We start from the raw sequence: 21354 nt of genomic DNA on the forward strand, positions 1-21354 counted from the left end.
CTGGGCGCGTCAATGGTTTGCGCTCGGTCGGCGTGCGGATCGGGGGATTGCTCGATGAAGAACGTGCTCAACGCGTTGGCGGTGCTCGAGGAGGTCGCGGCGCGACAGCCGATCGGCGTCGCGGAGTTGGCCCGCGCGATGGACCTGCCGAAGAGCTCGGTCCAGCGCGCGCTGCTCACGCTGCACGAGGCGGGTTGGCTTCGGCCCACCGGCGGCGCGCCGACCAGGTGGGCGATCACCACCAAGGCGCTGCACGTCGGCCGACATGCCACCGGCGAGCTGGGACTGCGCGATGTCGCGGTGCCGGTGATGGAGGAACTGCGCCGGCAGACCGACGAGACGGTGCACCTGGCGGTGCCCGAGGGCGGCAATGTGGTGCTGATCGAGCGGCTGGAGACCTCCCAGCCGGTGCGGATCATCCTGCCGCTGGGCCAGATCCTGCCGGTGCACGCGTCGGCCAACGGCAAGGCGTTGCTCGCGGCGAGCCCGGCGGAGGTGGTCGAGCGCCGGATCGCCGACGGGTTGGCGTCCTACACCGGTACCACGATCATCGATCCGGCGCGGCTGCGCGCCGAGTTGGCGCGGATTCGCGAGCTCGGCTACGCGACCAACGGCGGCGAGTGGCGGGCCGACGTCTCGGCGGTGGCGGCGGCCGTGCTCGGGGAGTCCGGACTGCCCGTCGCGAGCGTCAGCATCAACGTCCCGACCAGCCGAACGACCGAGGAACTGCGGGCCGTGCACGGGTCCCTGGTCGCCGAGGCGGCCAAGCGGATCGGCGCGGAAGTGCGCCGCGGATCGGGGGTCGGCTGACCGGCCGGGACGCGCGAGGGGATTTCCGGGTCGGGAAATTCACCCCTTGACGGCGCACGTGGGTCATCTCATGCTTACCGCACACCGGAAAGCTGATTCCGTATCGCGGAATCCCCATGTCGTTCGTCCGTCGATCGACCGCTGCCTCCATCGCTGATCGTTCGCTCGCGGACGGATCGAGTGCTCTTGCCGCCACAGTCACCGCTCGACTGGAGAAAGCGAGACCCATCCGTGTACCGCCAGGTCACCAACCCCTTGGACAACCTCGCCCTCAGCGCACTCCTCGCCTCGGCTCCGCTCCTGGTCCTGCTCGTGCTCCTGGGCATCGTGCGGATGCGGTCGCACTGGGCCGCGCTGACCGGCCTCGGCACCGCCGTGCTGATCGCCGTCGCCGGCTACGACATGCCGTTCCACCTCGCCGCCGACGGGGCCGCCGAGGGGGCGGTCTTCGGGCTGTTCCCGATCGTGTGGATCGTGCTCAACGCGGTGTGGATCAACAAACTCCAGCGCGCCTCCGGGCACTTCGACATCATCGGGCGCACCTTCTCGTCGGTGTCCGCGGACATCCGGATCCAGGCCGTGCTGATCGCCTTCTGCTTCGGCGCGATGATCGAATCGCTCTCCGGATTCGGCACGCCGATCGCGATCACCTCATTGCTCCTGCTCACCCTGGGCCTCGAGCCGCTGAAGGCGGCGGCGATCGCGGTCTTCGCCAACACCGCGCCGGCGGCCTTCGGTTCGGTGGGCAATCCGATCCAGACCCTGGCCAAGGTCACCTCGTACTCCGAACACGACATCGGCGTCATGGTCGGTCGACAATCGGCGATCATCTCGGTCCTGGTGCCGTTCGCCTTGTTGCTGATCCTCGACGGCCGGCGGGGACTGCGCGAGGTGTGGCCGGTGGCGTTGACCGCCGGACTGGGCTTCGGCATCGGGCAGTTCCTGTGCTCGAACTACTTCGCGTATCAACTCACCGACCTGGTCGCCGCGTTGGTGTCGATGGCGGCGGTGGTGTCGCTGCTGCGCTGGTGGCGTCCTCGGGGATCGGTGGAACCGGCTTTGGCGAAGCCCGAATCGGTGTCTTTCGGGACGACCGCCGCGGCCGGTGCCGAGCCGGTCGTGGTCGACGCCGGACCGGTCGTGGTCGCGACCGCGGGCGGCTCCGGTGCCGGGCAGCCCTCGGCCGGCCCCGGGGCGTGGGTCGCACCGCGCGGGGAGGCGGCACCTCGACCCGTGCACGATCCTCGGCGGGAGGTGCTGAAGGCGTTCTCGCCGTACGCGATCCTCACCGTGCTGTTCGCGCTGGTGTCCTACCGGGGACCGGTCTCGCGGTTCGTGGACGAGCAGGATGTCTCGTTCCACTGGCCGGGGTTGGACGTGGTGGGGCACACCGGGAAACCGGTCTCGATCACCACGTTCGACTTCCACTGGCTGGGCGCGGCCGGGACGATGTTGCTGCTCACCGGGCTGCTGACGATCCTGGTGTTGCGGGTGTCGCCGGGACGGGCGCTGCGTTGCTACGGCGAGGCGTTCCACCAGATCCGCTGGGCCACGGTGACGATCGCCTGCATCCTCGCGCTGTCCTACGTGATGAACCTGTCCGGGATGGCCCTGTCCCTCGGCACCTGGTTCGCCGGCGCGGGCAGTGCGTTCGCCCTGCTGTCCGGCCTGCTCGGCTGGTTCGGCGTGGCGCTGACCGGCTCGGACACCTCGTCCAACGCGCTGTTCGGGGCGATGCAGGTGTCGGCGGCCAAGGAGGTCGGCATCTCGCCGCTGCTGATGGCCGCCACGAACAGCACCGGCGGCGTGCAGGGCAAGGCGGCGGCCATGCAGAACCTGGTGATCGCGGCGAGCGCGGTCGGCCTGTCCGGGCGGGAGGGGGACATCCTGCGCAAGGTGATCGGCTGGAGTCTGGGGGTGCTGGCCGTGTTGTGCGTGCTGGCCTGGCTGCAGTCCACGTCGGTGCTGGGCTGGATGGTCCCGTGAGGGTGCGGGCTGCCGACGGCGAGCCGGCATGCGGCCGAAGTCCCCTGGGGGCTCGGCCGCGTGCCGGTGTGCCGGTGTGTCGGGTGTTGCCCGGGCGGCTATCCGCCGTGCAGGCGGGTGACCGCGCGGGTCACGTTGCGGGCGATCTCCTCCTCGTCGACCCGGGACAGCGCGCCCTGTTCGACCACCTCCCGGCCGTTCACCAGGAGCAGGGTCAACGGTGCCGCCGCGCCCAGCACCAGGGCCGCGACCGGGTCGGCGAGGCCCGCGTGCGACACGCCGTCCAGCCGCCACATGGCCAGGTCGGCGAGCTTGCCCGGTTCCAGGGAGCCGATCTCGTGCTCCCGGCCGAGTACCTTCGCACCGCCCATCGTGCCAAGCCGCAACGACTGCCGGACGGTCAGCGCGGCCGGGCCGCCCCGCAGCCGGGCGATCAGCAGCGCGTTGCGCAGTTCCGCACCCAGTTCGCCGGACTCGTTGGAGGCGGCGCCGTCCACGCCCAGGCCGACCGGGACGCCGGCCGCGAGCAGGTCCGGAACCCGGGCGATGCCCGCGGCCACCCGGGCGTTGGACGACGGGCAGTGCGCGACTCCGGTGCCGGTGGCGGCGAACTTGGTGATGTCCGAGTCGTTCAGATGTACGCAGTGCGCCATCCACACGTCCTCGCCCAGCCAACCCACGCTCTCCAGGTAGTCGGTGGGGCCCATGCCGAACTTCTCCCGACAGAACGCCTCCTCCTCGACCGTCTCGGCCCCGTGGGTGTGCAGGCGAACGCCCTTGGCGCGGGCCAACTCGGCGGCACCACGCAGCAGTTCGCGGGTGACCGAGAACGGCGAGCAGGGCGCGGCGGTGACCCGGAGCATCGAGTCGAAGGACGGGTCGTGCCAACGGTCGATCGCCTCGGCGGTCGCGGCCAGTGCCGCGTCGGTGTCCTCGACGCACGTGTCCGGCGGCAGTCCGCCGTGCGATTCGCCCAGGTCCATCGAGCCCCGGGTGGGTTGGAAGCGCATCCCCAGTTCGGCCAACGCGCGGATCTCCGCGCCCAGGATGTCGCCGCCGCCCTTGGGGAAGACGTAGGCGTGGTCGGTGGAGGTGGTACAGCCCGAGCGCAACAGCGCGGCGGCCGAACCCTGGGCGGCGGCGTAACACATCTCGTCGTCGATGCCGGCCCAGAGGGGGTAGAGCGTGACGAGCCAGTCGAAGAGGTTGCGGTCCTGGGCCAGACCGCGGGTGATCCACTGGTAGAAGTGGTGGTGCGTGTTGACCAGGCCCGGGGTGACCAGGTGGCCGGTGCCGTCGATGCGGCGGGCCACGTGTTCGAGGCCGGCCGGCGCGGGCCCGGAGCCGAGCGATTCGATGCGGTTGCCCGCGACCACGAGGTGGCCGGAGGTGTACTCGGTGTCCCGCGCGTCCACGGTCGCGATCGCGCAGTTCTCGATCACCACGCGCCTGGGCGCGGCGGTGTGGGCGGAGCTCTCCACAGACATGGGCGGTTCCCTTGCGGCAGCGGTCCAACGGGCGAACGGGTGGTCAGTCCACCGGGATCAGTGGGGTGACACCCTCGCGGTGCACCGTGCCCTCGATCAGACCGTAGGGTCGATCGGCGGCGTAGTACACCTCCTTGTCGTTCTTCAGGCCGAACTGCTCGAGGTCGACCGGGAAGTGGTGCTTGTTCGGCAGCGACAGCCGTACCTCGTCCACCTCGTGACGGTAGGTCAGCACCCGGTCGGCCATCGCGTACAGGGTCTGTTGGAGCGAGTGGGAGTAGGTCTCGGCGAAGGCTTCCAACAGGTGCCGGCGGACCTGGGCGTACGAGCGTTCCCAGTTCGGCTCGGCCGCCTCGTCGCTCGCGTCGAAGGAGAACCGCCAGCGGGCGGTGACCTCGGTGGCCAGGATCCGGTCGTAGGCCTCCCGGAGGGTGGTGTAGCGGTCCTTGAGGTAGCCCCGGAACTCGGAGGAGGTCGTGTTCAGTACGGTCAGCTCCTTGAGTCCGGAGATCACCCGGACCCGGCCGTCCGCCCAGACGATCTCGGTGGTGCGGATCTCGCCGCCGTCCCGGGCGAACGAGTGTTGGATCTCGTCCGCGCCGACGAATCGCCTGCGCGACTCGGCCGCGGTGATCCGGTTCCAGGGGTATTCCTCGATCCGGACCCGGGCCCGGGTGATACTGGGCTGCGACTCGACGAAGTGTCGGGCCAGGCGCACCCCGTAGGCCTCGGCCGAGTCGATGCCGTGTTCCCGGGCGAAGGCGTACACGGTGTTCTTCATCGTGTCGGTGGGCAATACGCGGCCGTTGCCGCCGGTGAGGTGGGTGTCGGACAGGTCGCCCGACAGCGCGACGCTGACGTTGAGGTCCTTGATCTCGTGCCGTTCGGTGGCGCGGCGGACCCGGACCACGCGGGTCTCCGCCTTTCCGTACTGGTTCTGGCCGAGCACCATCGGCATGGTTGTCAGCTCCCTCGATAGACGGAATATCCGTACGGGTTGAGCAAGAGCGGTACGTGGTAGCGGGTGCCGGGGTCGGCGGTGAAGACCACCCGGACCTCGGGGAAGAACGGCGTCTCGCCGCGGGCCCGGCGATACGCGGCGATGTCGAACACGAGTTGCACGTCGACCGGGCCGGCGGCCGAATCGACGCCCAGCGGCGGCAGATCCGGGCAGCGGCCGTCGGTGTTCGTCGCCGACGAGCCGAGCACGAGCCAGCTTCCGTCGGCGGTGCGGCGGGCCAGTTCGACCGGGACGCCGGCGGCCGGTCGGCCCTCGCTGGTGTCCAGGACGTGGGTGGAGATCACGCGGAGATCAGCCCTTCGAGGCGCAGGCGGTTGATCCTCCGCAACTCCTCGCGGGTGACCTCCCACTCCGACGCCGGGTCGTTGTCGAGTCGGTGACGCAGTTCGGCCAGCAGTTCGGCGGCTCCGCGACCGCTTGCGCAGATCAGGAAGACCCGCCCGAACCGCCGTTCGTACGCGATGTTCCCGTCCCGCAGTCCGGCCGACACCGCGTCACCCGCCCGGTGCACCCCGGCCTGCTCGCGCGCCGACTGCGGATCGTCGTGGCGGGGCCGACCGATCACGGCGTGCCCGTCGATCGCCTCCCGGAGATCATCGGCGGTGAGCGCGGCGATCGCCCGATCCGAGCCGGCGTACACCGCGTCGGCATCGGCGTAGGGTCGCGCGGCGAGCAGCGCGCCGATCCAGGCCCGACTCGCACACACGTCCCCGAGCAGCCGAATCGCCTCGTCGGCGGGTGCGCCGTTGAGGCGATCGAGCCCCGGGGTTGCGGACATTGGGGTCGCGGACATCCGGAAACCTCCTCACGCGCCGGGCGAACCCGCCCGCAGGCGGGTCCCATCCCGAGCCACTACCCGGATGCGGCGCCGGCTGGAACGCTAGGCGTTGCGAATCCACGACGTCAACAGTTTGTTGAAGTCGATCACGGTTGTCGGTGGATCGCGGGTCGGGGTGTCGGGACCCGACGGGAGAGGTGTCGAAATGCCGCCGCCCGACCGGGACTTCGGTCGGGCGGCGGGTCGCGTGGCGGGTCCGGTCGAGGCGGTGCGGCGGGCGGCCGGGTCAGCCGCGCTGCTCCCGGTTGAGGTAGTTGTAGACGGTGAAGCGGCTGACCCCGAGGGCCGCCGCGACCGTTTCCACGCCGTGCCGGACGGTGAAGGCGCCGCGTTGTTCGAGGGTGCGGACGACGCGTTGTTTGTCCTCGCGGTTCAGGTCGGCCAGGACGCCGTACTGGCGTTCCGCGTCGGCCAGCAGGCGGTCGAGCGCGGTGCCCAGGCCGGGGAGTCGCACGGCGACGGCCGGGGCGCCGTCCCAGTCGAGCACGATGTCCTCGGGGCCGGCCTCCGCCGCCGGGACCAGTTGCGCGCCGATCGCGGTGACCAGGGGCTTGATCGCGGCGGACAGCGGGTGCTCGGCGGGGCTCACGAGCCGGCTCCGGGGGTTTCCGAGGCTTCCGGGGCTGCCGAGGCTTCCGGGGCTGAGGCTTCCGGGACGGCGGTGAGCTGTACCGAGATCCGGGTCGCGCCGACCGCGAGGGCACCTCGGTAGACCCGGTCGAGCGCGGCCAGGACGGTCTCCGCGTCACCCTCGGCGGTGGTGCCGAAGGGGCCCACCTCGACGTCCAGGCCCGCCTCCTCGATCACCCGCCGCGCCGCCAGGGCGTGCGGCGGCACGCCGTCCAGGTCGAACGGCTCGGTCGAGAACTCCATTCGCAATCGCACGCCCGAACCCTAGTGCCGCGCCCTGGCGTCCGACGCCCTCGCTCTTGACAAATCGTTGAAGGTGCGTGACATGATTCCGGTGAGCAGAATCTTACTTCCGCATTGTGGAATCGACGTGGAAGAGGTGGTCCCGTGAGCGCTCGTGAGCTGCGCTTCGACATCAATCTCTCGATCCTCTTCACCGAACTCCCGCTCCTCGACCGGCCCGCCGCCGCTGCCGCGGCCGGCTTCACCGAGATCGAGCTGTGGTGGCCGTTCGCAGGCCCGACCCCCGCCGACGCCGAACTCGACGCGCTCTCCCGGGCGATCCGGGACGCCGGGGTCGACCTGGTCGGCCTGAACTTCGACGCCGGCGACATGCCCGCCGGCGACCGCGGCCTGTTGTCCCGGCCGGCCGCATCGGCGCGCTTCCGGGCCAACATCGACGTCGCCACCGGCTTCGCCGCGAGCCTGGGCTGCCGCGCGCTGAACGCGCTGTACGGCAACCGTGAGCCCGACGTCGACCCGCGGGCCCAGGACGAACTCGCCCTGGAAAACCTCGCGTCGGCCGCCGCAGCCGCCGACCGGATCGGCGCGGTGGTGCTGATCGAGGCGCTCAACACGGCGGAGAATCCGCGCTACCCGCTGGTCACCGCGGCCGACGCGGTCGCGGTCGTGGACAAGGTCAACGCGGAGACCGGCCTGGCCAATACAGCCCTCCTGTACGACGTGTACCACCTCGCCCGCAACGGCGAGGACCTCGCCGCCGGGATCGACGCGTACGCCGACCGGTTCGGCCACGTACAGCTCGCCGACACCCCCGGGCGCGGGCAACCCGGCACCGGCGAGCTGGACTTCGAAGACCTGTTCCGCCGACTCGTCGCCGCCGGCTACACCGGGCGCGTCGGCCTGGAGTACAAGCCCGTCGGACCGAGCGCGGACAGCTTCGGCCGGCTGCGCGAGCTGCGCGACATCGAGGGAGGGGCCGGATGACCGGCGCGAACAAGAAGAGGATCGGCTTCGTCGGCCTCGGCATCATGGGTGGCCCGATGGCCGCCCACCTGGTCCGGGCCGGCCACGAGGTGACCGGGTTCAACCTGGAACGGGCCGCGATCGACCGGCTGATCGCGGTCGGCGGCAAGGGCGCGAGCGACCTCGCCGAGGCGGTGCGCGACACGGACGTGGTGATCACCATGGTCCCGGCCGATCCGCACGTCGAGGCGGTGATGTACGGCCCGGGCGGGGTGCTGGAGACCGTCGCGCCGGGCACCCTGGTGATCGACATGAGCTCGATCAAGCCCAGTACCTCGATCGCGGTCGCCGAGGCGGGCGCCGAGCGCGAGTTGCGGGTGCTGGACGCCCCGGTCAGCGGCGGTGAGGCCGGCGCGATCGAGGCGGTGCTCTCCATCATGGTCGGCGGCCCGGCCGAGGACTTCGCCGCGGCCCTGCCGCTGTTCGAGGCGCTCGGCAAGACCATCGTGCACGTCGGTCCGCACGGCGCGGGCCAGACCGTCAAGGCCGCGAATCAGCTGATCGTCGCGGGCAACATACAACTCGTCGCCGAGGCACTGCTGTTCCTGGAGCGCGCGGGTGTGGACACCGAGGCGGGCCTGAGGGTGCTCGCGGGCGGTCTGGCCGGCAGTACGGTCCTGGATCGTAAGGGCCGGGGGATGCGCGACCGCGACTTCAAGCCCGGGTTCCGGATCGACCTGCACCACAAGGACATGGGGATCGTCAGCGATTCGGCCCGCGAATTCGATCTGGTGCTGCCGCTGGCCGGCCTCACCGCGCAACTCGTCGCATCGCTGCGCGCGCAGGGTGGCGGCGGGTTGGACCACTCGGGACTGTTGCTCGGCCTGGAACGGCTCAACGGCGGCCCCGGGGCCGGCGGTGCGCAGCAGGGTTCGAAGCAAGGCTCGAAGCAGGGAGACAGCTGATGGCACCCCGTCGTGTTCCGGTCATGAACGCCGTCGTGGAGGTGCTCAAGTCGGAGGGCGTGGACACCGCGTTCGGCTGCCCCGGCGCGGCCATCCTGCCGCTCTACGCGGCGCTCGAGGCGGTCGGCGGGATCGAGCACCTGATCGTCCGGCATGAAGAGGGCGCCACCCACATGGCGGACGGCTGGGCGCGTACCAACGGCGGGGTCGGCGTCGCGATCGGCACCTCCGGACCGGCCGGGACGAATATGATCACCGGCCTGTACACCGCGCTCGCCGACTCCATCCCGATCGTCTGCGTCACCGGCCAGGCGGTCTCCGCCAAGCTGCACCAGGAGGCGTTCCAGGCGGTCGACATCGTCGCGATCGCCAAGCCGGTGACCAAGTGGTCCGTGCAGGTCAAGGAGGCCGCACAGGCCCCCTGGATCTTCCGTGAGGCATTTCGCCTGGCCCGCTCCGGGCGGCCCGGCCCGGTGCTCATCGACCTGCCGCTGGACGTGCAACGGCAGGAGATCTGGTGGGACTCGGAGGTGGACGCACCACTCCCGGTCAACGAGGTGCTCCCGCACCAGCCGCGCGTGGACGCCGCCCTGGATCTGCTGCTCGCCGCCGAACGCCCGCTGCTGCTCTCCGGCGGCGGGGTGATCATCGGCGAGGCGCACGAGGAACTGGTCGAACTCGCCGAACTGTTGCAGATCCCGGTCCAGGTCACCCTGATGGGCAAGGGCTCGATCGACGAGGACCACGCGCTCTACAGCGGGATGACCGGCGTACAGACCTCGCAGCGCTACGGCAACGCCTCGTTCCTGGAAGCCGACCTGGTACTCGCGCTCGGCGCGCGCTTCGGCGACCGGCACACCGGCACGCTGGACGTCTACCGAGGCACCCGCACGTTCATCCACGTGGACATCGAACCGACCCAGATCGGCAAGGTGTTCGAACCGGACCTGGGCATCGTCTCGGACACCCGACACTTCCTCCAGGCGATCCTGGCCACCGCGCGCGAGCGCGGCGTCCGCCGCGAGGCGGGTGGGTGGGTGGCCCGAATCCAGGAGTTGCGCGCCACGCTGACCCGGCGCGAGGACTTCGACACCGTGCCGATCAAGGCACCGCGCGTGTACAAGGAGATCAACGAGGTCTTCGACGCGGACACCTATTTCGTCACCGCGATCGGCCTCTACCAGATCTGGGGCGGCCAGCACCAGAAGGCTTACAAGCCGCGCCACTACCAGGTCTGCGGCCAGGCCGGCCCGCTCGGCTGGGAGATCCCGGCGGCGATCGGGGTCAAGAAGGCGCTCAAGCACAGCGACCCGAACGCCGAGGTGGTCGGCATCGTCGGCGACTACGGCTTCCAATACCTGGTCGAGGAACTCGCCGTCGCCGCGCAGTACCACGTGCCGTTCGTGATCGTGATGATCAACAACGAGTATCTGGGCCTGATCCGCCAGGCGTCGATCCCGTACGGGATGAACTACCAGGTCGACATCCACTACGACGAGGTCGGCACGGACCACGTCAAGTTGATGGAGGCATACGGCTGCGCCGGGAAGCGGGTGGTCGAGCCGGACGACATCCGCGCCACGCTGGAGTGGGCCCGCAAGGAGGCGCAGCGCACGTCGCGGCCGGTCCTGGTGGAGATCATGATCGAGCGCGAGGCGAATACGCCGCACGGGCCCGCGATCGACGCGGTCAAGGAGTTCGAGCCGGTTCCGTAGCGGGAAGTTTCGGCGTGTTGGCCCGTGATCCGAAGGAGCGAAGGTATGGGACCGGTCGTCGTCCTGGCCCCCGACAAGTTCAAGGGGACACTGACCGCGGTACAGGCCACGGTCGGGATCGCGGCCGGGATCCGGCGGGTACGGCCGGACGCGGAGGTCCGGATGGTGCCGATCGCCGACGGCGGCGAGGGCACCGTGGACGCCGCCGTGGCGGCCGGCTTCACCCGGATCCCGGTGCGGGTCGGCGGTCCCACCGGGCAGCCCGTGGACGCGGCGCTCGCGGTGCGCGGGCGGACCGCCGTGGTCGAACTGGCCGAATCCTCGGGGCCGGCCCGGCTGCCCTCGGGGCCGGCGCCGCTGACCGCGGACACCGCCGGGGTGGGTGAACTGATCGGCCGCGCGGTGGAGTTGGGCTGCACCCGGATCGTGCTCGGGCTCGGCGGCTCCGCCTCCACCGACGGAGGCTCCGGCCTGGCCCGGGCGCTGGGGGTACGGCTCCTGGACGCGGCGGGCCGCGAACTGCCGCCGGGTGGGGCCGCGTTGGCGCGCCTGGACCGGATCGAGCGGGGCGACCTGGCGGCCCGGTTGGCCGGGGTCGAGGTGGTGATCGCCTCGGACGTGGACAATCCGCTGCTCGGGCCGAAGGGGGCTGCGGCGGTGTACGGGCCGCAGAAGGGGGCCACGCCGGACGAGGTACGGATCCTGGAGGCGGCGTTGGCGCGCTGGGCCGAGGTGGTCGCGCCGGAACTGGCCGACGTACCCGGCGCCGGCGCGGCCGGTGGGGCCGGTTACGGCGCCTTGGCGCTGCTCGGCGCGACCGTGCGGCCCGGCATCGGGCTGTTGCTCGAACTGCTCGGCTTCGACGAACTGCTGGACGGGGCCCGGCTCGTGGTCACCGGGGAGGGCAGCCTGGACGGCCAGACCCTGCACGGCAAGGCGCCGGCGGGGGTCGCGGCCGCCGCCCGGGCCCGGGGGGTACCCGTGGCGGTGGTGTGCGGCCGGATCGAGCTGAGCGGGGCCCAACTCGACGCGGCGGGCATCATGGCCGCCTACGCGCTGGCCGACCTGGGCCCGGACAGCATCACGCACGCCAAGGAACTCGTAGAGCAGGCAGGCGAGTTGCTGGCCCGAGACCTGTTGACCGACCCGACGGGGCCGATGGGCCCGGCCGACCCGATGGACCCGACCGACCCGACCGATTCGGAGGATGCGTCGTGACCCACGCCGCCACTCGCATACTGCGCTCGCGCCGCGTGTGCACCCCGACCGGGGAACACCCGGCCGACGTGGTCCTGGCCGGCGACCGGATCGCGGATGTGCTGCCGCACCGCACCGCCGCCGGCGCACCGGTCGAGGACCTGGGCGAACTCGCGCTGCTGCCCGGCCTGGTGGACACCCACGTGCACATCAACGAGCCGGGCCGCACCGCGTGGGAGGGCTTCACCAGCGCGACCCGGGCGGCGGCGGCCGGTGGCGTCACCACGCTGATCGACATGCCGCTCAACTCGATCCCGGCCACCGTCACGGTCGACGCGCTGCGGGTCAAGCAGGATGTGGCGCGCGGCCGGGTCTATGTGGACGTGGGCTTTTGGGGCGGCGCGATCCCGGGCAATACCGGCGACCTCGAACCGCTGTACCGGGCCGGTGTGTACGGCTTCAAGAGTTTCCTGGCGCCGTCCGGCGTGGACGAGTTCCCGCACCTGGACGCGGCCGAACTGGCCGAGGCGCTGACCGAACAGGCCCGGCTCGGCGCGTTGGCGATCATCCACGCCGAGGCGCCGCGGATCCTCGACGCCGCGCCGCGGGTGCCCGGCCGGGCGTACGCCGACTATCTCGCGTCCCGGCCGGACGCGGCGGAGACGGTCGCGGTCGGGCAACTCCTGGACACCGCGCGGCGCACCGGGGCCCGGGTACACGTCCTGCACGTGTCCTCGGCGCAGGTGTTGCCGCTCCTGGACGCCGCCCGGGCGAACGGGATCGCGGTCACCGCCGAGACCTGCCCGCACTATCTGACCCTGGTCGCCGAGGCGGTGCCGGTGGGGGACACGGCGTTCAAGTGTTGCCCGCCGATCCGCTCCGAGGACAACCGCGACCGGTTGTGGCGCGGGATCGAGGCGGGCTCGTTCGCCGCCGTGGTCTCCGACCACTCGCCGTGCACCGCCGACCTCAAGCGGCTCGACAGCGGCGACTTCGCCGCCGCGTGGGGCGGCATCGCGTCGCTGCAACTGGGCCTGCCGACGGTGTGGACCGAGGCCAGGGCACGCGGGATCGGGCTGGCCGAGGTGGTCGCGCTGATGTCGAGCGGCCCGGCCGAACTGGTCGGCCTGGCCCGCAAGGGCACGATCGCGCCGGGGTACGACGCGGACCTGGTCGCGTTCGACCCGGACGCGGTGTTCACCGTCGATCCGGCCGGCCTCCACCACCGCAACCCGGTGACCCCGTACGCCGGCCGCGCGCTCACCGGCGTGGTCCGCACCACGTGGCTCGCCGGGGCCCCCGTGGATGTATACGGCAGCCCGCGCGGGCGGCTCCTGGACCGGACGAAGACAACCGCGTGATCACCGCGGCCATGCGCCGACTGCGCGGCCACGGTCCTCCGGGCGGCGAGTGACCACCGAGTCCTTCGCCAACTCCCGCACGGAATCCGGAGATCGACCGATGACCGGGACCACCGATTTCACCGAATACGTCAACCTGGCCGCGCGCGCCCTCGGCGCCGGCGTCGTGGCGGCCAACGACGAGTGGTTCGCCGAGAAGGAGAACCTGCTCAAGCCGGAGCCGCCGGTCTTCGCGCCGCACACGTTCGGGCCCAAGGGCCAGCTCATGGACGGCTGGGAAACCCGCCGCCGGCGCGGCGCCTCGGCCGAGCATCCGCATCCCGGACCGGACGAGCACGACTGGGCGATCGTCCGGCTGGGCGTGCCCGGCGTGGTGCGCGGTGTGCTGGTCGACACCGCGTACTTCACCGGCAACTTCCCGCTGACCGGCTCGGTTCAGGCCGCTGCGTTGTCCGGGACACCGTCGGTCGAGGAACTGCTCGACCCCGCCGTGGAGTGGACCACGATCGTCGCGCGCACCGACCTCAAGGGTGACACGGCCCATACGTTCGAGGTCACCGCCGAGCGGCGGTTCACCCATGTGCGGCTGAACATCTTCCCCGACGGCGGGGTGGCCCGGCTGCGCGTGTACGGCGAGGCGGTGCCCGATCCGGCCTGGCTGGACGGGCTCACCGTGGACCTCGCGGCGCAGGAGTACGGCGCGGTGGCCGAGGCGGCCAGCGACCGCTACTTCTCCTCGCCGCACCACCTCAACGCGCCGGGCCGCTCGCGGGTGATGGGCGAGGGCTGGGAGACCCGGCGGCGCCGCGACCTCGGGCACGACTGGGTGCGGGTGCGGCTGATCGGGCAGGCCGAGGTACTCGCCGCCGAGATCGACATCGACAACTACCTGGGCAACGCGCCGGGTTGGGTCGCGCTGGTCGGCCGCGACGCGAGCGTGGACCCGGACGTGTGGTTCGAACTGCTGCCGCGCACCCGGGTCCAGCCGGACACCCGGCACCGGTTCCGGTTCGCCGACGTACCGCCGGTCACGCACGTGCGGATCGAGGTCTTCCCGGATGGCGGGGTGGCCCGATTGCGGCTGCCGGGCCGGCTGACCGAGGCGGGCCTGGCCGGGCTGCGCGGCCGACTCGACGTCACCGGCTGACCCCCGTATTTCGCGAATCCGTCCCGAAGGCCGGCCCGATCGGGTCGGGCCGGCACGCGCCCCTCGACGGCCACGAACGCCGGGGGCGTGCGCTCGGCCGTTCGGACCGAGTGCGCCCGGGCGCGCATCGGGAAAAGCACGGAACTCCGTAGCTACATAGCCACTCCGGCGCCTCTCCAGTCTCACTCGTTCGGGTAATGGCCGGCAGTGGCCGCAGAGGCAACGATTGACCGCGAAGACCGGGTCATTCAGGGGAGGCGGAACCGTTGTCGATCGATGCTGGGGCTGGCACCGACAGTGAGGCGCAGGACGCGCAAACTCGTTCGAGTCTCGCGACGGAGGCGGCGCGCAATCTCGCGACCACCACCAAGACCGTCCCGCAGATGCAGGACATCACCTCCCGTTGGCTGCTGAAGATGTTGCCGTGGGTGCAGGTGTCGGGTGGCACCTACCGGGTCAACCGGCGGTTGAGCTACCGGGTGGGCGACGGGCGGGTGCAGTTCGTCCAGACCGGAGACCGGGTCCGGGTGATTCCGGCGGAGTTGGGCGAGCTCGCCCCGCTGCGCGGATTCGAGGACGAGGACGTGCTGCGCGCGCTGGCCGACCGTTTCGTGCAGCGCGAATACGCGGCGGGAGACAACCTCGCGACGATCGGCGAGCCGAACGACCGGGTCTACCTGGTCGCGCACGGCAAGATCAACCGCTTCGGCGAGGGTCGCTTCGGTGACCGCACGCTGCTCGGACTGCACGGCGACGGCGACCACTTCGGCGAGGCGATGCTCGTCGACCGGGACGCGACCTGGGACTACACGGCCACCGCGGCCACATCGGTGATCGTGTTGGAGATGGCCAGGGACGCGTTCGACGCGGTCCAGGCGGACGCGCTGCGCGAGCATCTGGCGGCCTACGCGGAGGGCAGCAGCCGGCCGCAGAACGCCAAGGGCGAGGCGGACATCCCGATGTCCGCCGGCCACCACGGCGAGGCGGTGCTGCCGGGCAGCTACGTGGACTACGAGGTCAACCCGCGCGAATACGAACTCAGCGCGGCGCAGACCGTGTTGCGTGTGCACAGCCGGGTCGCGGATCTGTACAACCAGCCGATGGACCAGATCGAGCAACAGTTGCGACTGACCATCGAGGCGCTGCGCGAGCGGCAGGAACACGAGCTGATCAACAACCGCGAGTTCGGTCTGCTGCACAACGCGGACTACGAGCAGCGGATCCAGGCGCACGCGGGCCCGCCGACGCCGGACGACATGGACGAGCTGCTCAGCCGCCGGCGCGGCTCCCGGCTGTTCCTGGCCCACCCGCGCACGATCGCCGCGTTCGGCCGCGAGTGCAGCCGGCTGGGCCTCTACCCGACCACGGTCGACGTGGGTGGCAACCAGATCCCGGCCTGGCGCGGCGTACCGATCTTCCCGTGCAACAAGATCCCGATCTCCGAGGCGCGCACCAGTTCGATCCTGGTGCTGCGCACCGGCGAGGAGGACCAGGGTGTGGTGGGCCTGCATCAGACCGGTCTGCCGGACGAGTACCAGCCCGGCCTGTCGGTGCGGTTCATGGGCATCAACGAGCAGGCGCTGATCTCCTATCTGGTCACCGCGTACTACTCGGCCGCGGTCCTGGTGCCGGACGCGCTGGGTGTCCTGGAGAACGTGGAGATCGCCCGAGAGCGGTGAGCAAGGTCACGAACGGGTGTCAAACGGGTCGATTGCGGTTATACGTCGGGCCGGACGTGTCGCGCACAACGGACGCGCACGGTCAACCGCGACAGGAGGCCCGCGACATGGGTATCGGCGACAACATCCGCAACAAGGCCGAGGACGCCGGCGGCAAGGCCAAGGAAAAGCTCGGCGAGGCCACCGACGACAAGGACCTGCGCGACGAGGGTCGACAGCAGCAGGGCTCGGCCAAGGCCAAGGAAGCGGTCGAGGGCGCCAAGGAGAAGGCCACCGAGGCCATCAACAAGATCAAGGGCTCCCTGAAACGCGACTGATCCACACACGTTGTGCCGAGATCTGCGAGGCCCCCCGGTTCGGTTGCCGGGGGGCCTCGCGGTGTGTGCGGGGGCGGTGGCCGGGTGCGCTCGGGCCGCGCTCACATCGTGCTTGCGTCGTGCTCACGTGGTGCGGCGGAAGGGGTGGTGGTTGGCGGTCAGCAGGGTCAGCAGGGGGATGGGCAGGGCCGCGAGCCACAGGTGGTGGGCCCTGGGCCAGGTGGGGGTGCCCGGGGCGGGCCACAGGGACAGCGGGAGGGTGCCGGCGAGCAGGGCCAGGAGAGCGGCCGTGGCGATGGCGGCGGCCGGCTTGCCGGGGACTCGGTGCACCGTGACCGCGGCGAGGGCCAGGGTCGTGGCGGTGAGCATGCCGGCTTCGAGGGTCAGGCCCGACCAGGGCAGTGGAGTGGGGGAGCGGGCGGCCACCACGGCGGCGATGGTGGTCCAGGTGAGGGTGATCGGGATCAGGGCCAGCAACGTGCGCAGGTTTTGCCGCAGGGACCTGGGGACGGGTAGGGCGGCGGTGCTCGGCTCCATCGGGTCGATCAGTGCGAAGGCCGCGGCGGCGGCGAGGAGGACGGCGGCCACCCGTAGGCAGGGGATCGCCTCGGCGGGAGTCGGTGCGCCGAGGGTGGTGATCGCCAGGGCCAGGGGGATCACGGCGGCGAACGGGGTCCAGTCGATGGCGCGGACCAGGGGTGGCAGAAGGGCCGGGGTCGTGCGTAGCGCGTGGGTGGGCGGGGTCAGTGGCATGGTTGCCCCTGGGCAGGGGTGATCGGGACGTCCGGGGTGAGGCCGAGGAGGGGGAGGGCCTCGGGGAGCGGGGCCTTCAGGAGGGTGTCCCAGTGGGCCTGGACGCGGCCCGGCGCGCTCGGGTCGGCGAGCAGGCGCCGGGCGTAAGTCACCTCGGCGGCGCCGTAGTTCGGGCCGAGTGGGTTCGGGCGGCCCAGGGTCCACTGCGGGATCAGGTCGATTGCCACCGGCTTCGGGTCGATCGGGTAGCCGGCCCGGCCGAGCAGCCATAGCGCGAGCACCGTGCGGGCCTGGCCGCCGGCGTCGCAGCCTTCCGTATCCAGGCCGGTGACCTCGGCCGCGAAGCCGCCCGCGAGCATCGTGCGGTAGGCCGGACCGCGGCCCCAGATCAGGCCGGTACGGACCGAGTGCGGCGGCGGGTCCACGTACCACGACCAGGTCCCGGTCACCTGGCGTACCTGTGGCAATCGGCCGCGCGCGGCGGGCGGGAGGGCCGCCGCGACCGGGCCCACCGCGTCCGCCCACAGCGGGATCCACGGGACGTAGTCGCGAAACGCGCAGTACGTGACGCCGGCATGGAGCTCGCAGCGTTGCGCGTCCGGACCGAACCACCGCTCCCGGACCCGGTGATCGACCGCCGCGAGGCCGGGCCGGGGGCCCGGGGCGGGCGGGATCGTGGACGGGTCCGCGGCGCGGGCGGTGGCCACCGCGCCGATCGGGACGGCGACGGCGAGCGCCAGGCCGAGGGCCGACCACCGGGTCGGCCGGCCGCCGTGTCGGAGCACCGCCAGGGCGACGCACAACCCGACGCAGGCCAGCAGGTAGACCAGATGCAGGGCGGCCGGGCGGCTCGGCCAGTCCGGACGTTGGCGCAGCACGATCGGCAGGAACCAGCCGCCGAAGTCGCCGAAGCCCAGTTCGGGCCGGTTGCGGTTGAGCAGCGTGGCGAGGCCGATCCCGACCACCACGATCGGCGCGGTGATCGGCGACGGGAGCCACCGGGCCAGCGCCACGCCCAGCGCCGCGGCCAGTGCGGTGGCCGCGATCAGGGCGAGCGGCTCGAACGGGTCCAGGCGTCCGGCCACGTGGCCCTGGGCGTAGCGCAGCGCCAGGTAGGCCCCGATCACCGGCGGCGCGAGCAGCGCCCCGACCACGATCCCGGCCAGTGCGACCGCCCGGGTCCGGGCCGGCGCCGGGCACGGCAGCGCGCCGAACGCCTCGGCCGTGCCGTGCCGTTGCTCGCGCGCGGCGGCGGCGTTGCACGCGAACAGCAGGCCGGCCGCGAAGAGCAGCCCATATCCGGCGAGTTGCACGGTCTCCACGGTCAGGTCCGGCGCCCGATCGCGAACGTCGTTGAATTGCAGGGCCACCGCCGCCACGGCCAGGATCCACAGCAGCGGATTGGCCACCAGGCGGCGCGCCTCCAGGCGGAACAGGGTCATCTCGCCGCCGCCACATCGGCCTCGTCCAGGTGCAGCAGGTAGCCGTCCTCGACCGAAGGCTCGCTCGGTACGCCACCGGGGGGCCGCTCGCCGAGGACCCGGTATCGGCCGTCCGCAGTGCGCCAATACCGGCCGCCGGACGGGCGTTCGGGGGTGAGCCAGACCCGGTCGGCGGCCGATGCGGCGAGTCGGGCGGGCGTACCGGTGAAGACCACCCGGCCGGCCGCCAGGACGATCACCCGCTCGCACAACGCGGCGACGTCCTCGGTCTGATGCGTGGACAACACCACGGTCAGCCGCTCGCCGAGACCCGAGATCAGCGATCGAAAGCGCATGCGCTGTTCCGGGTCCAGGCCCACGGTCGGCTCGTCCAGGATCAGCAACTCCGGTGCGCCGAGCAGGGCCTGGGCCAGGGCGAGGCGTTGTTTCATGCCGCCGGAGAGTTTGCGGACCCGGGTGCGGGAGCGGTCGGTCAGGTCGACCTCGGCCAGCACGCGGCGTACCTCGCGGTGACGTTCCCGACGGTCGGTCAGATCCTTGAGTACGGCGACGTAGTCGACCAGGTCGAAGACGGTGAAGTGCGGGTAGAAACCCGGGGTTTGCGGCAGGTAGCCGAGTTTGCGGCGCAGCTCGGTGCGTTCGGTGGGGACGGCGGGGTCCAGGCCGAGGGCCTCGATCGAACCTTCGTCCGGGGCGAGGGTGGTGGCCAGGCAGCGGATCAGCGTGGTCTTGCCGGCGCCGTTGGGGCCGAGCAGTCCGGTCACGCCGGTGCCGAGGGCGAGATCGAGCCCGGTCAGCACCTCGCGGGAGCCATATCGCTTGCGCAGCGCGTTGATTCGTACGGTCGTGGTCATCGCAGGCTCCCGGAGGGTGGGTCGGCGGGGTACGAGCCCGGGTCGAGGCGGCGGCGACGGGCGTATACGACGAGGGCGAGCAGCGGGACGGCGCCGGCCCAGGCGGCCTGGGCGCCGGGGGCGAACAGCAGGTATCGGTCCACGCGTTGGGTGCCGAGTACGCCGGCGATCCAGGTGAGGGTGAGGCCGGCGGCGGCGACGGGGAGCGGGACGCGGGTGCCGGCGGCGAGGCAGGCGAGGGTGAGGGCCAGCGCCGGCAGCAGCCAGGCGGCGCCCAGGCCGGGTGGGCCGGGGAGGAACGGGGTGGCCAGGCCGGTGAGCGTGGCGGCGGTGACCAGGACCGCGCCGGCGCGCAGGAAGAGCAGTCGGGGGCCGGCGAGGGGGGTGGCCGCGTGCAGTTCGTACGCCCGGTCCACGCCCGGGCCGTAGGCCAAGGCGACGCCGGCGAGGGGGAGTACGGGGGCGCCGATCAGGAAGGCGAGCAGGATGCCGGGGGTGTCGCCGGCCAGGGAGGCGGCGGCGGTGCCGAAGGCCAGTACGGCGATCACCGCGAGCAGCCAGGCGCGGCTGAGGGCGGGGGTGGCGGTCAACAGGCGGGCCACGTGCGGGCGCATGCCGCAGCGGGTCAACGCGCGCTCCGGCCACGGGGGTTGGTCCAGGGCGGCGTCCAGGCGGTCCCAGGAGCCGGCCAACCAGGCGCGGTCGACCGGGACTTCGGCGCGGCAGGTGGGGCATGCGGTCAGGTGTGCCTCGATGGACATGACGTGTGGGACGGGGAGGGTGCCGGTGAGGTAGCGGGTGAGGAGGGGGACGGGGATGTGCCAGGTGTGCTCGGTTCGGCTGGTGGTCTCGTTGTTGTGTGGGGGTGGGGTCATGTGAGCAACTCCCTCAGCCGGGCCCGGGCGCGCATCGCCCTGGTCTTGACGGTGCCCTGGGGGATGCCGAGGAGCCGGGCGGCCTCCCTGGTGCTGAGGCCGTCGAGGACGGTGGCCTCGATCACGGCGCGCAGCTCGGGGGAGAGGCGGGCGATCGCGGCGCCCACGTCGGTGTGTTCGACGCCGAGCAGGACCAGGTCCTCGGCGGAAGCGGTGGTGGCGTGGTCGGTGTCCAGTTCGACGACGGGTACGCGGCGCACTCGGAGCAGCGAGATCAGCCGGCGGATGCCGATGGTCCAGATCCACGCGGCGGGGTCGCCGCCGGCGGGGTCGAAGCGTTTGGCTCCGCGCCAGACGGCCAGGAAGGTGTCCTGGATCGCGTCGTCGACGAGGTCGGGGTCGGCGCATCGGCGCGCGAGGCGGGCGCGTAGCCAGGGGGCGTGGCGTTCGTGGAGGACCTTGAGGGCGTCGTGCCGGCCGGCGGCGATGGCGGTGAGGAGGTCGGCGTCGGAGCATGTTGGCTTCGCCGGCGGGGATGGCAGCGGGGGTGGCGGCGGTGGTGCCGGTGGTGGTGCCGGCGGGTCGGGGCGGTTCGCGAAAAACAGGCGCACACCAGGACTATCGCCGTTTGCGCTCGGGCGGTTCACGCGGACCGCTGCGGTGAACTGGGTTTGGCCGGGGGTGGCCTCAAGCGCCGGCCGGGCTGATTTGGCCTCAAACGCCGGCCGGGCTGGAGGGTGGCCTCAAACGCCGGCCGGGCTGGAGGGTGGCCTCAAGCGCCGGCCGGGCTGGAGGGTGGCCTCAAACGCCGGCCCGGCTGAAAGGTGGCCTCAAGCGCCGGCCGGGCTGGAGGGTGGCCTCAAACGCCGGCCCGGCTGGAAGGTGGCCTTAAGCGCCGGCCCGGCTGAAAGGTGGCCTCAAACGCCGGCCGGGCTGAAAGGTGGCCTCAAACGCCGGCCCGGCTGAAAGGTGGCCTCAAACGCCGGCCGGGCTGAAGGGTTCGTCTGACCTTGGGCGTTGTTTGGGCTGGGGTGGTCTCGAACGCCGGTTGGGCTGAGTGGGTTTGTCTTG

The 21354-nt window shown here is 71.9% G+C and carries 21 protein-coding genes; 10 read left to right on the forward strand and 11 right to left on the reverse strand.

Translation table 11 applies throughout. The features are described 5' to 3' along the window. Positions 1 to 54 precede the first annotated feature (54 nt). Both ABIA38_RS20850 and ABIA38_RS20855 read left to right on the forward strand, forming a co-directional pair. Positions 55 to 810 (forward strand): IclR family transcriptional regulator, encoded by a 756-nt coding sequence (locus tag ABIA38_RS20850; protein WP_424640225.1) that lies wholly within the window; start codon positions 55 to 57, stop codon positions 808 to 810. A gap of 231 nt (positions 811 to 1041) precedes the next feature. Continuing rightward, positions 1042 to 2796, forward strand: coding sequence for an L-lactate permease (locus tag ABIA38_RS20855; protein WP_424640226.1), 1755 nt, complete (start codon positions 1042 to 1044; stop codon positions 2794 to 2796). A gap of 98 nt (positions 2797 to 2894) precedes the next feature. Here the strand turns inward: ABIA38_RS20855 and ABIA38_RS20860 are convergent, their stop codons facing one another. From ABIA38_RS20860 to ABIA38_RS20885, 6 genes are all read right to left on the reverse strand, one after another. Next, positions 2895 to 4283 carry an 8-oxoguanine deaminase gene (locus ABIA38_RS20860; RefSeq protein ID WP_424640227.1) on the reverse strand — a complete coding sequence of 463 codons (1389 nt, stop codon included), beginning with the start codon at positions 4281 to 4283 and terminating at the stop codon, positions 2895 to 2897. Positions 4284 to 4326: 43 nt separating this feature from the next. Next, positions 4327 to 5241 (reverse strand): factor-independent urate hydroxylase, encoded by a 915-nt coding sequence (gene pucL, locus ABIA38_RS20865; protein ID WP_424640228.1) that lies wholly within the window; start codon positions 5239 to 5241, stop codon positions 4327 to 4329. A gap of 5 nt (positions 5242 to 5246) precedes the next feature. Then, positions 5247 to 5588, reverse strand: coding sequence for a hydroxyisourate hydrolase (gene uraH, locus ABIA38_RS20870; protein WP_424640229.1), 342 nt, complete (start codon positions 5586 to 5588; stop codon positions 5247 to 5249). Then, complete coding sequence (gene uraD / locus ABIA38_RS20875) at positions 5585 to 6097, reverse strand: 2-oxo-4-hydroxy-4-carboxy-5-ureidoimidazoline decarboxylase (RefSeq protein WP_424640230.1); 513 nt, start codon at positions 6095 to 6097, stop codon at positions 5585 to 5587. The genes uraH and uraD overlap by 4 nt, the downstream gene beginning before the upstream one ends. Before the next feature lie 271 nt (positions 6098 to 6368). After that, on the reverse strand, positions 6369 to 6731 hold the full coding sequence (locus ABIA38_RS20880; protein WP_424640231.1) for a helix-turn-helix domain-containing protein: 363 nt from the start codon (positions 6729 to 6731) through the stop codon (positions 6369 to 6371). After that, positions 6728 to 7027, reverse strand: a complete 300-nt coding sequence (locus ABIA38_RS20885) for a thiamine-binding protein (protein ID WP_424640232.1) — start codon at positions 7025 to 7027, stop codon at positions 6728 to 6730. The genes ABIA38_RS20880 and ABIA38_RS20885 overlap by 4 nt, the downstream gene beginning before the upstream one ends. 132 nt (positions 7028 to 7159) lie before the next feature. On the opposite strand from ABIA38_RS20885, the gene ABIA38_RS20890 reads away from it, so the two are divergent. The 8 genes from ABIA38_RS20890 (at position 7160) to ABIA38_RS20925 (ending at position 16359) form a co-directional block, all read left to right on the forward strand. Then, positions 7160 to 7999: a hydroxypyruvate isomerase family protein gene (locus ABIA38_RS20890; RefSeq protein WP_424640233.1), complete on the forward strand. Its 840-nt coding sequence runs from the start codon at positions 7160 to 7162 to the stop codon at positions 7997 to 7999. Beyond that, a complete protein-coding gene (locus tag ABIA38_RS20895; RefSeq protein WP_424640234.1) occupies positions 7996 to 8943 on the forward strand; it encodes a 2-hydroxy-3-oxopropionate reductase in 948 nt (315 codons plus the stop codon). Before ABIA38_RS20890 ends, ABIA38_RS20895 begins: the two co-directional genes overlap by 4 nt. Beyond that, positions 8943 to 10658 carry a glyoxylate carboligase gene (gene gcl / locus ABIA38_RS20900; RefSeq protein ID WP_424640235.1) on the forward strand — a complete coding sequence of 572 codons (1716 nt, stop codon included), beginning with the start codon at positions 8943 to 8945 and terminating at the stop codon, positions 10656 to 10658. The genes ABIA38_RS20895 and gcl overlap by 1 nt, the downstream gene beginning before the upstream one ends. Before the next feature lie 45 nt (positions 10659 to 10703). After that, positions 10704 to 11876: a glycerate kinase gene (locus ABIA38_RS20905; protein WP_424640236.1), complete on the forward strand. Its 1173-nt coding sequence runs from the start codon at positions 10704 to 10706 to the stop codon at positions 11874 to 11876. Then, positions 11873 to 13216: an allantoinase AllB gene (allB, locus tag ABIA38_RS20910; protein ID WP_424640237.1), complete on the forward strand. Its 1344-nt coding sequence runs from the start codon at positions 11873 to 11875 to the stop codon at positions 13214 to 13216. Before ABIA38_RS20905 ends, allB begins: the two co-directional genes overlap by 4 nt. Positions 13217 to 13316: 100 nt before the next feature. Continuing rightward, a complete protein-coding gene (alc, locus tag ABIA38_RS20915; RefSeq protein WP_424640238.1) occupies positions 13317 to 14363 on the forward strand; it encodes an allantoicase in 1047 nt (348 codons plus the stop codon). A gap of 266 nt (positions 14364 to 14629) precedes the next feature. Beyond that, positions 14630 to 16042, forward strand: a complete 1413-nt coding sequence (locus tag ABIA38_RS20920; RefSeq protein WP_424640239.1) for a family 2B encapsulin nanocompartment shell protein — start codon at positions 14630 to 14632, stop codon at positions 16040 to 16042. A gap of 107 nt (positions 16043 to 16149) precedes the next feature. Beyond that, positions 16150 to 16359, forward strand: a complete 210-nt coding sequence (locus ABIA38_RS20925) for a CsbD family protein (protein ID WP_424640240.1) — start codon at positions 16150 to 16152, stop codon at positions 16357 to 16359. 123 nt (positions 16360 to 16482) lie between these two features. Here ABIA38_RS20925 and ABIA38_RS20930 read toward each other — a convergent pair whose 3' ends face one another. The 5 genes from ABIA38_RS20930 to ABIA38_RS20950 are packed head-to-tail and all read right to left on the reverse strand — an operon-like array spanning position 16483 to position 20825. After that, entirely contained in the window at positions 16483 to 17112 is a 630-nt protein-coding gene (locus ABIA38_RS20930) for a hypothetical protein (RefSeq protein WP_424640241.1), read from the reverse strand. Continuing rightward, positions 17103 to 18554 carry a hypothetical protein gene (locus ABIA38_RS20935; protein WP_424640242.1) on the reverse strand — a complete coding sequence of 484 codons (1452 nt, stop codon included), beginning with the start codon at positions 18552 to 18554 and terminating at the stop codon, positions 17103 to 17105. The genes ABIA38_RS20930 and ABIA38_RS20935 overlap by 10 nt, the downstream gene beginning before the upstream one ends. Next, positions 18551 to 19408 (reverse strand): ATP-binding cassette domain-containing protein, encoded by an 858-nt coding sequence (locus ABIA38_RS20940; RefSeq protein WP_424640243.1) that lies wholly within the window; start codon positions 19406 to 19408, stop codon positions 18551 to 18553. Before ABIA38_RS20940 ends, ABIA38_RS20935 begins: the two co-directional genes overlap by 4 nt. After that, a complete protein-coding gene (locus ABIA38_RS20945) occupies positions 19405 to 20283 on the reverse strand; it encodes a zf-HC2 domain-containing protein (protein ID WP_424640244.1) in 879 nt (292 codons plus the stop codon). Before ABIA38_RS20945 ends, ABIA38_RS20940 begins: the two co-directional genes overlap by 4 nt. Next, positions 20280 to 20825, reverse strand: coding sequence for an RNA polymerase sigma factor (locus ABIA38_RS20950; protein WP_424640340.1), 546 nt, complete (start codon positions 20823 to 20825; stop codon positions 20280 to 20282). The genes ABIA38_RS20945 and ABIA38_RS20950 overlap by 4 nt, the downstream gene beginning before the upstream one ends. Positions 20826 to 21354: the final 529 nt, after the last annotated feature.

This window comes from Embleya sp. AB8 (assembly GCF_049739465.1).
GTDB lineage: Bacteria > Actinomycetota > Actinomycetes > Streptomycetales > Streptomycetaceae > Embleya.

Coding starts and splice junctions, on each gene's coding strand:
- ABIA38_RS20895 (WP_424640234.1), top strand. CDS start 7,996: ATGACCGGCGCGAACAAGAAGAGGATCGGCTTCGTCGGCCTCGGCATC.
- ABIA38_RS20945 (WP_424640244.1), bottom strand. CDS start 20,283: ATGACCCCACCCCCACACAACAACGAGACCACCAGCCGAACCGAGCAC.
- ABIA38_RS20860 (WP_424640227.1), bottom strand. CDS start 4,283: ATGTCTGTGGAGAGCTCCGCCCACACCGCCGCGCCCAGGCGCGTGGTG.
- gcl (WP_424640235.1), top strand. CDS start 8,943: ATGGCACCCCGTCGTGTTCCGGTCATGAACGCCGTCGTGGAGGTGCTC.
- ABIA38_RS20850 (WP_424640225.1), top strand. CDS start 55: ATGAAGAACGTGCTCAACGCGTTGGCGGTGCTCGAGGAGGTCGCGGCG.
- ABIA38_RS20935 (WP_424640242.1), bottom strand. CDS start 18,554: ATGACCCTGTTCCGCCTGGAGGCGCGCCGCCTGGTGGCCAATCCGCTG.
- alc (WP_424640238.1), top strand. CDS start 13,317: ATGACCGGGACCACCGATTTCACCGAATACGTCAACCTGGCCGCGCGC.
- uraD (WP_424640230.1), bottom strand. CDS start 6,097: ATGTCCGCGACCCCAATGTCCGCAACCCCGGGGCTCGATCGCCTCAAC.
- ABIA38_RS20940 (WP_424640243.1), bottom strand. CDS start 19,408: ATGACCACGACCGTACGAATCAACGCGCTGCGCAAGCGATATGGCTCC.
- ABIA38_RS20930 (WP_424640241.1), bottom strand. CDS start 17,112: ATGCCACTGACCCCGCCCACCCACGCGCTACGCACGACCCCGGCCCTT.
- ABIA38_RS20905 (WP_424640236.1), top strand. CDS start 10,704: ATGGGACCGGTCGTCGTCCTGGCCCCCGACAAGTTCAAGGGGACACTG.
- pucL (WP_424640228.1), bottom strand. CDS start 5,241: ATGCCGATGGTGCTCGGCCAGAACCAGTACGGAAAGGCGGAGACCCGC.
- ABIA38_RS20925 (WP_424640240.1), top strand. CDS start 16,150: ATGGGTATCGGCGACAACATCCGCAACAAGGCCGAGGACGCCGGCGGC.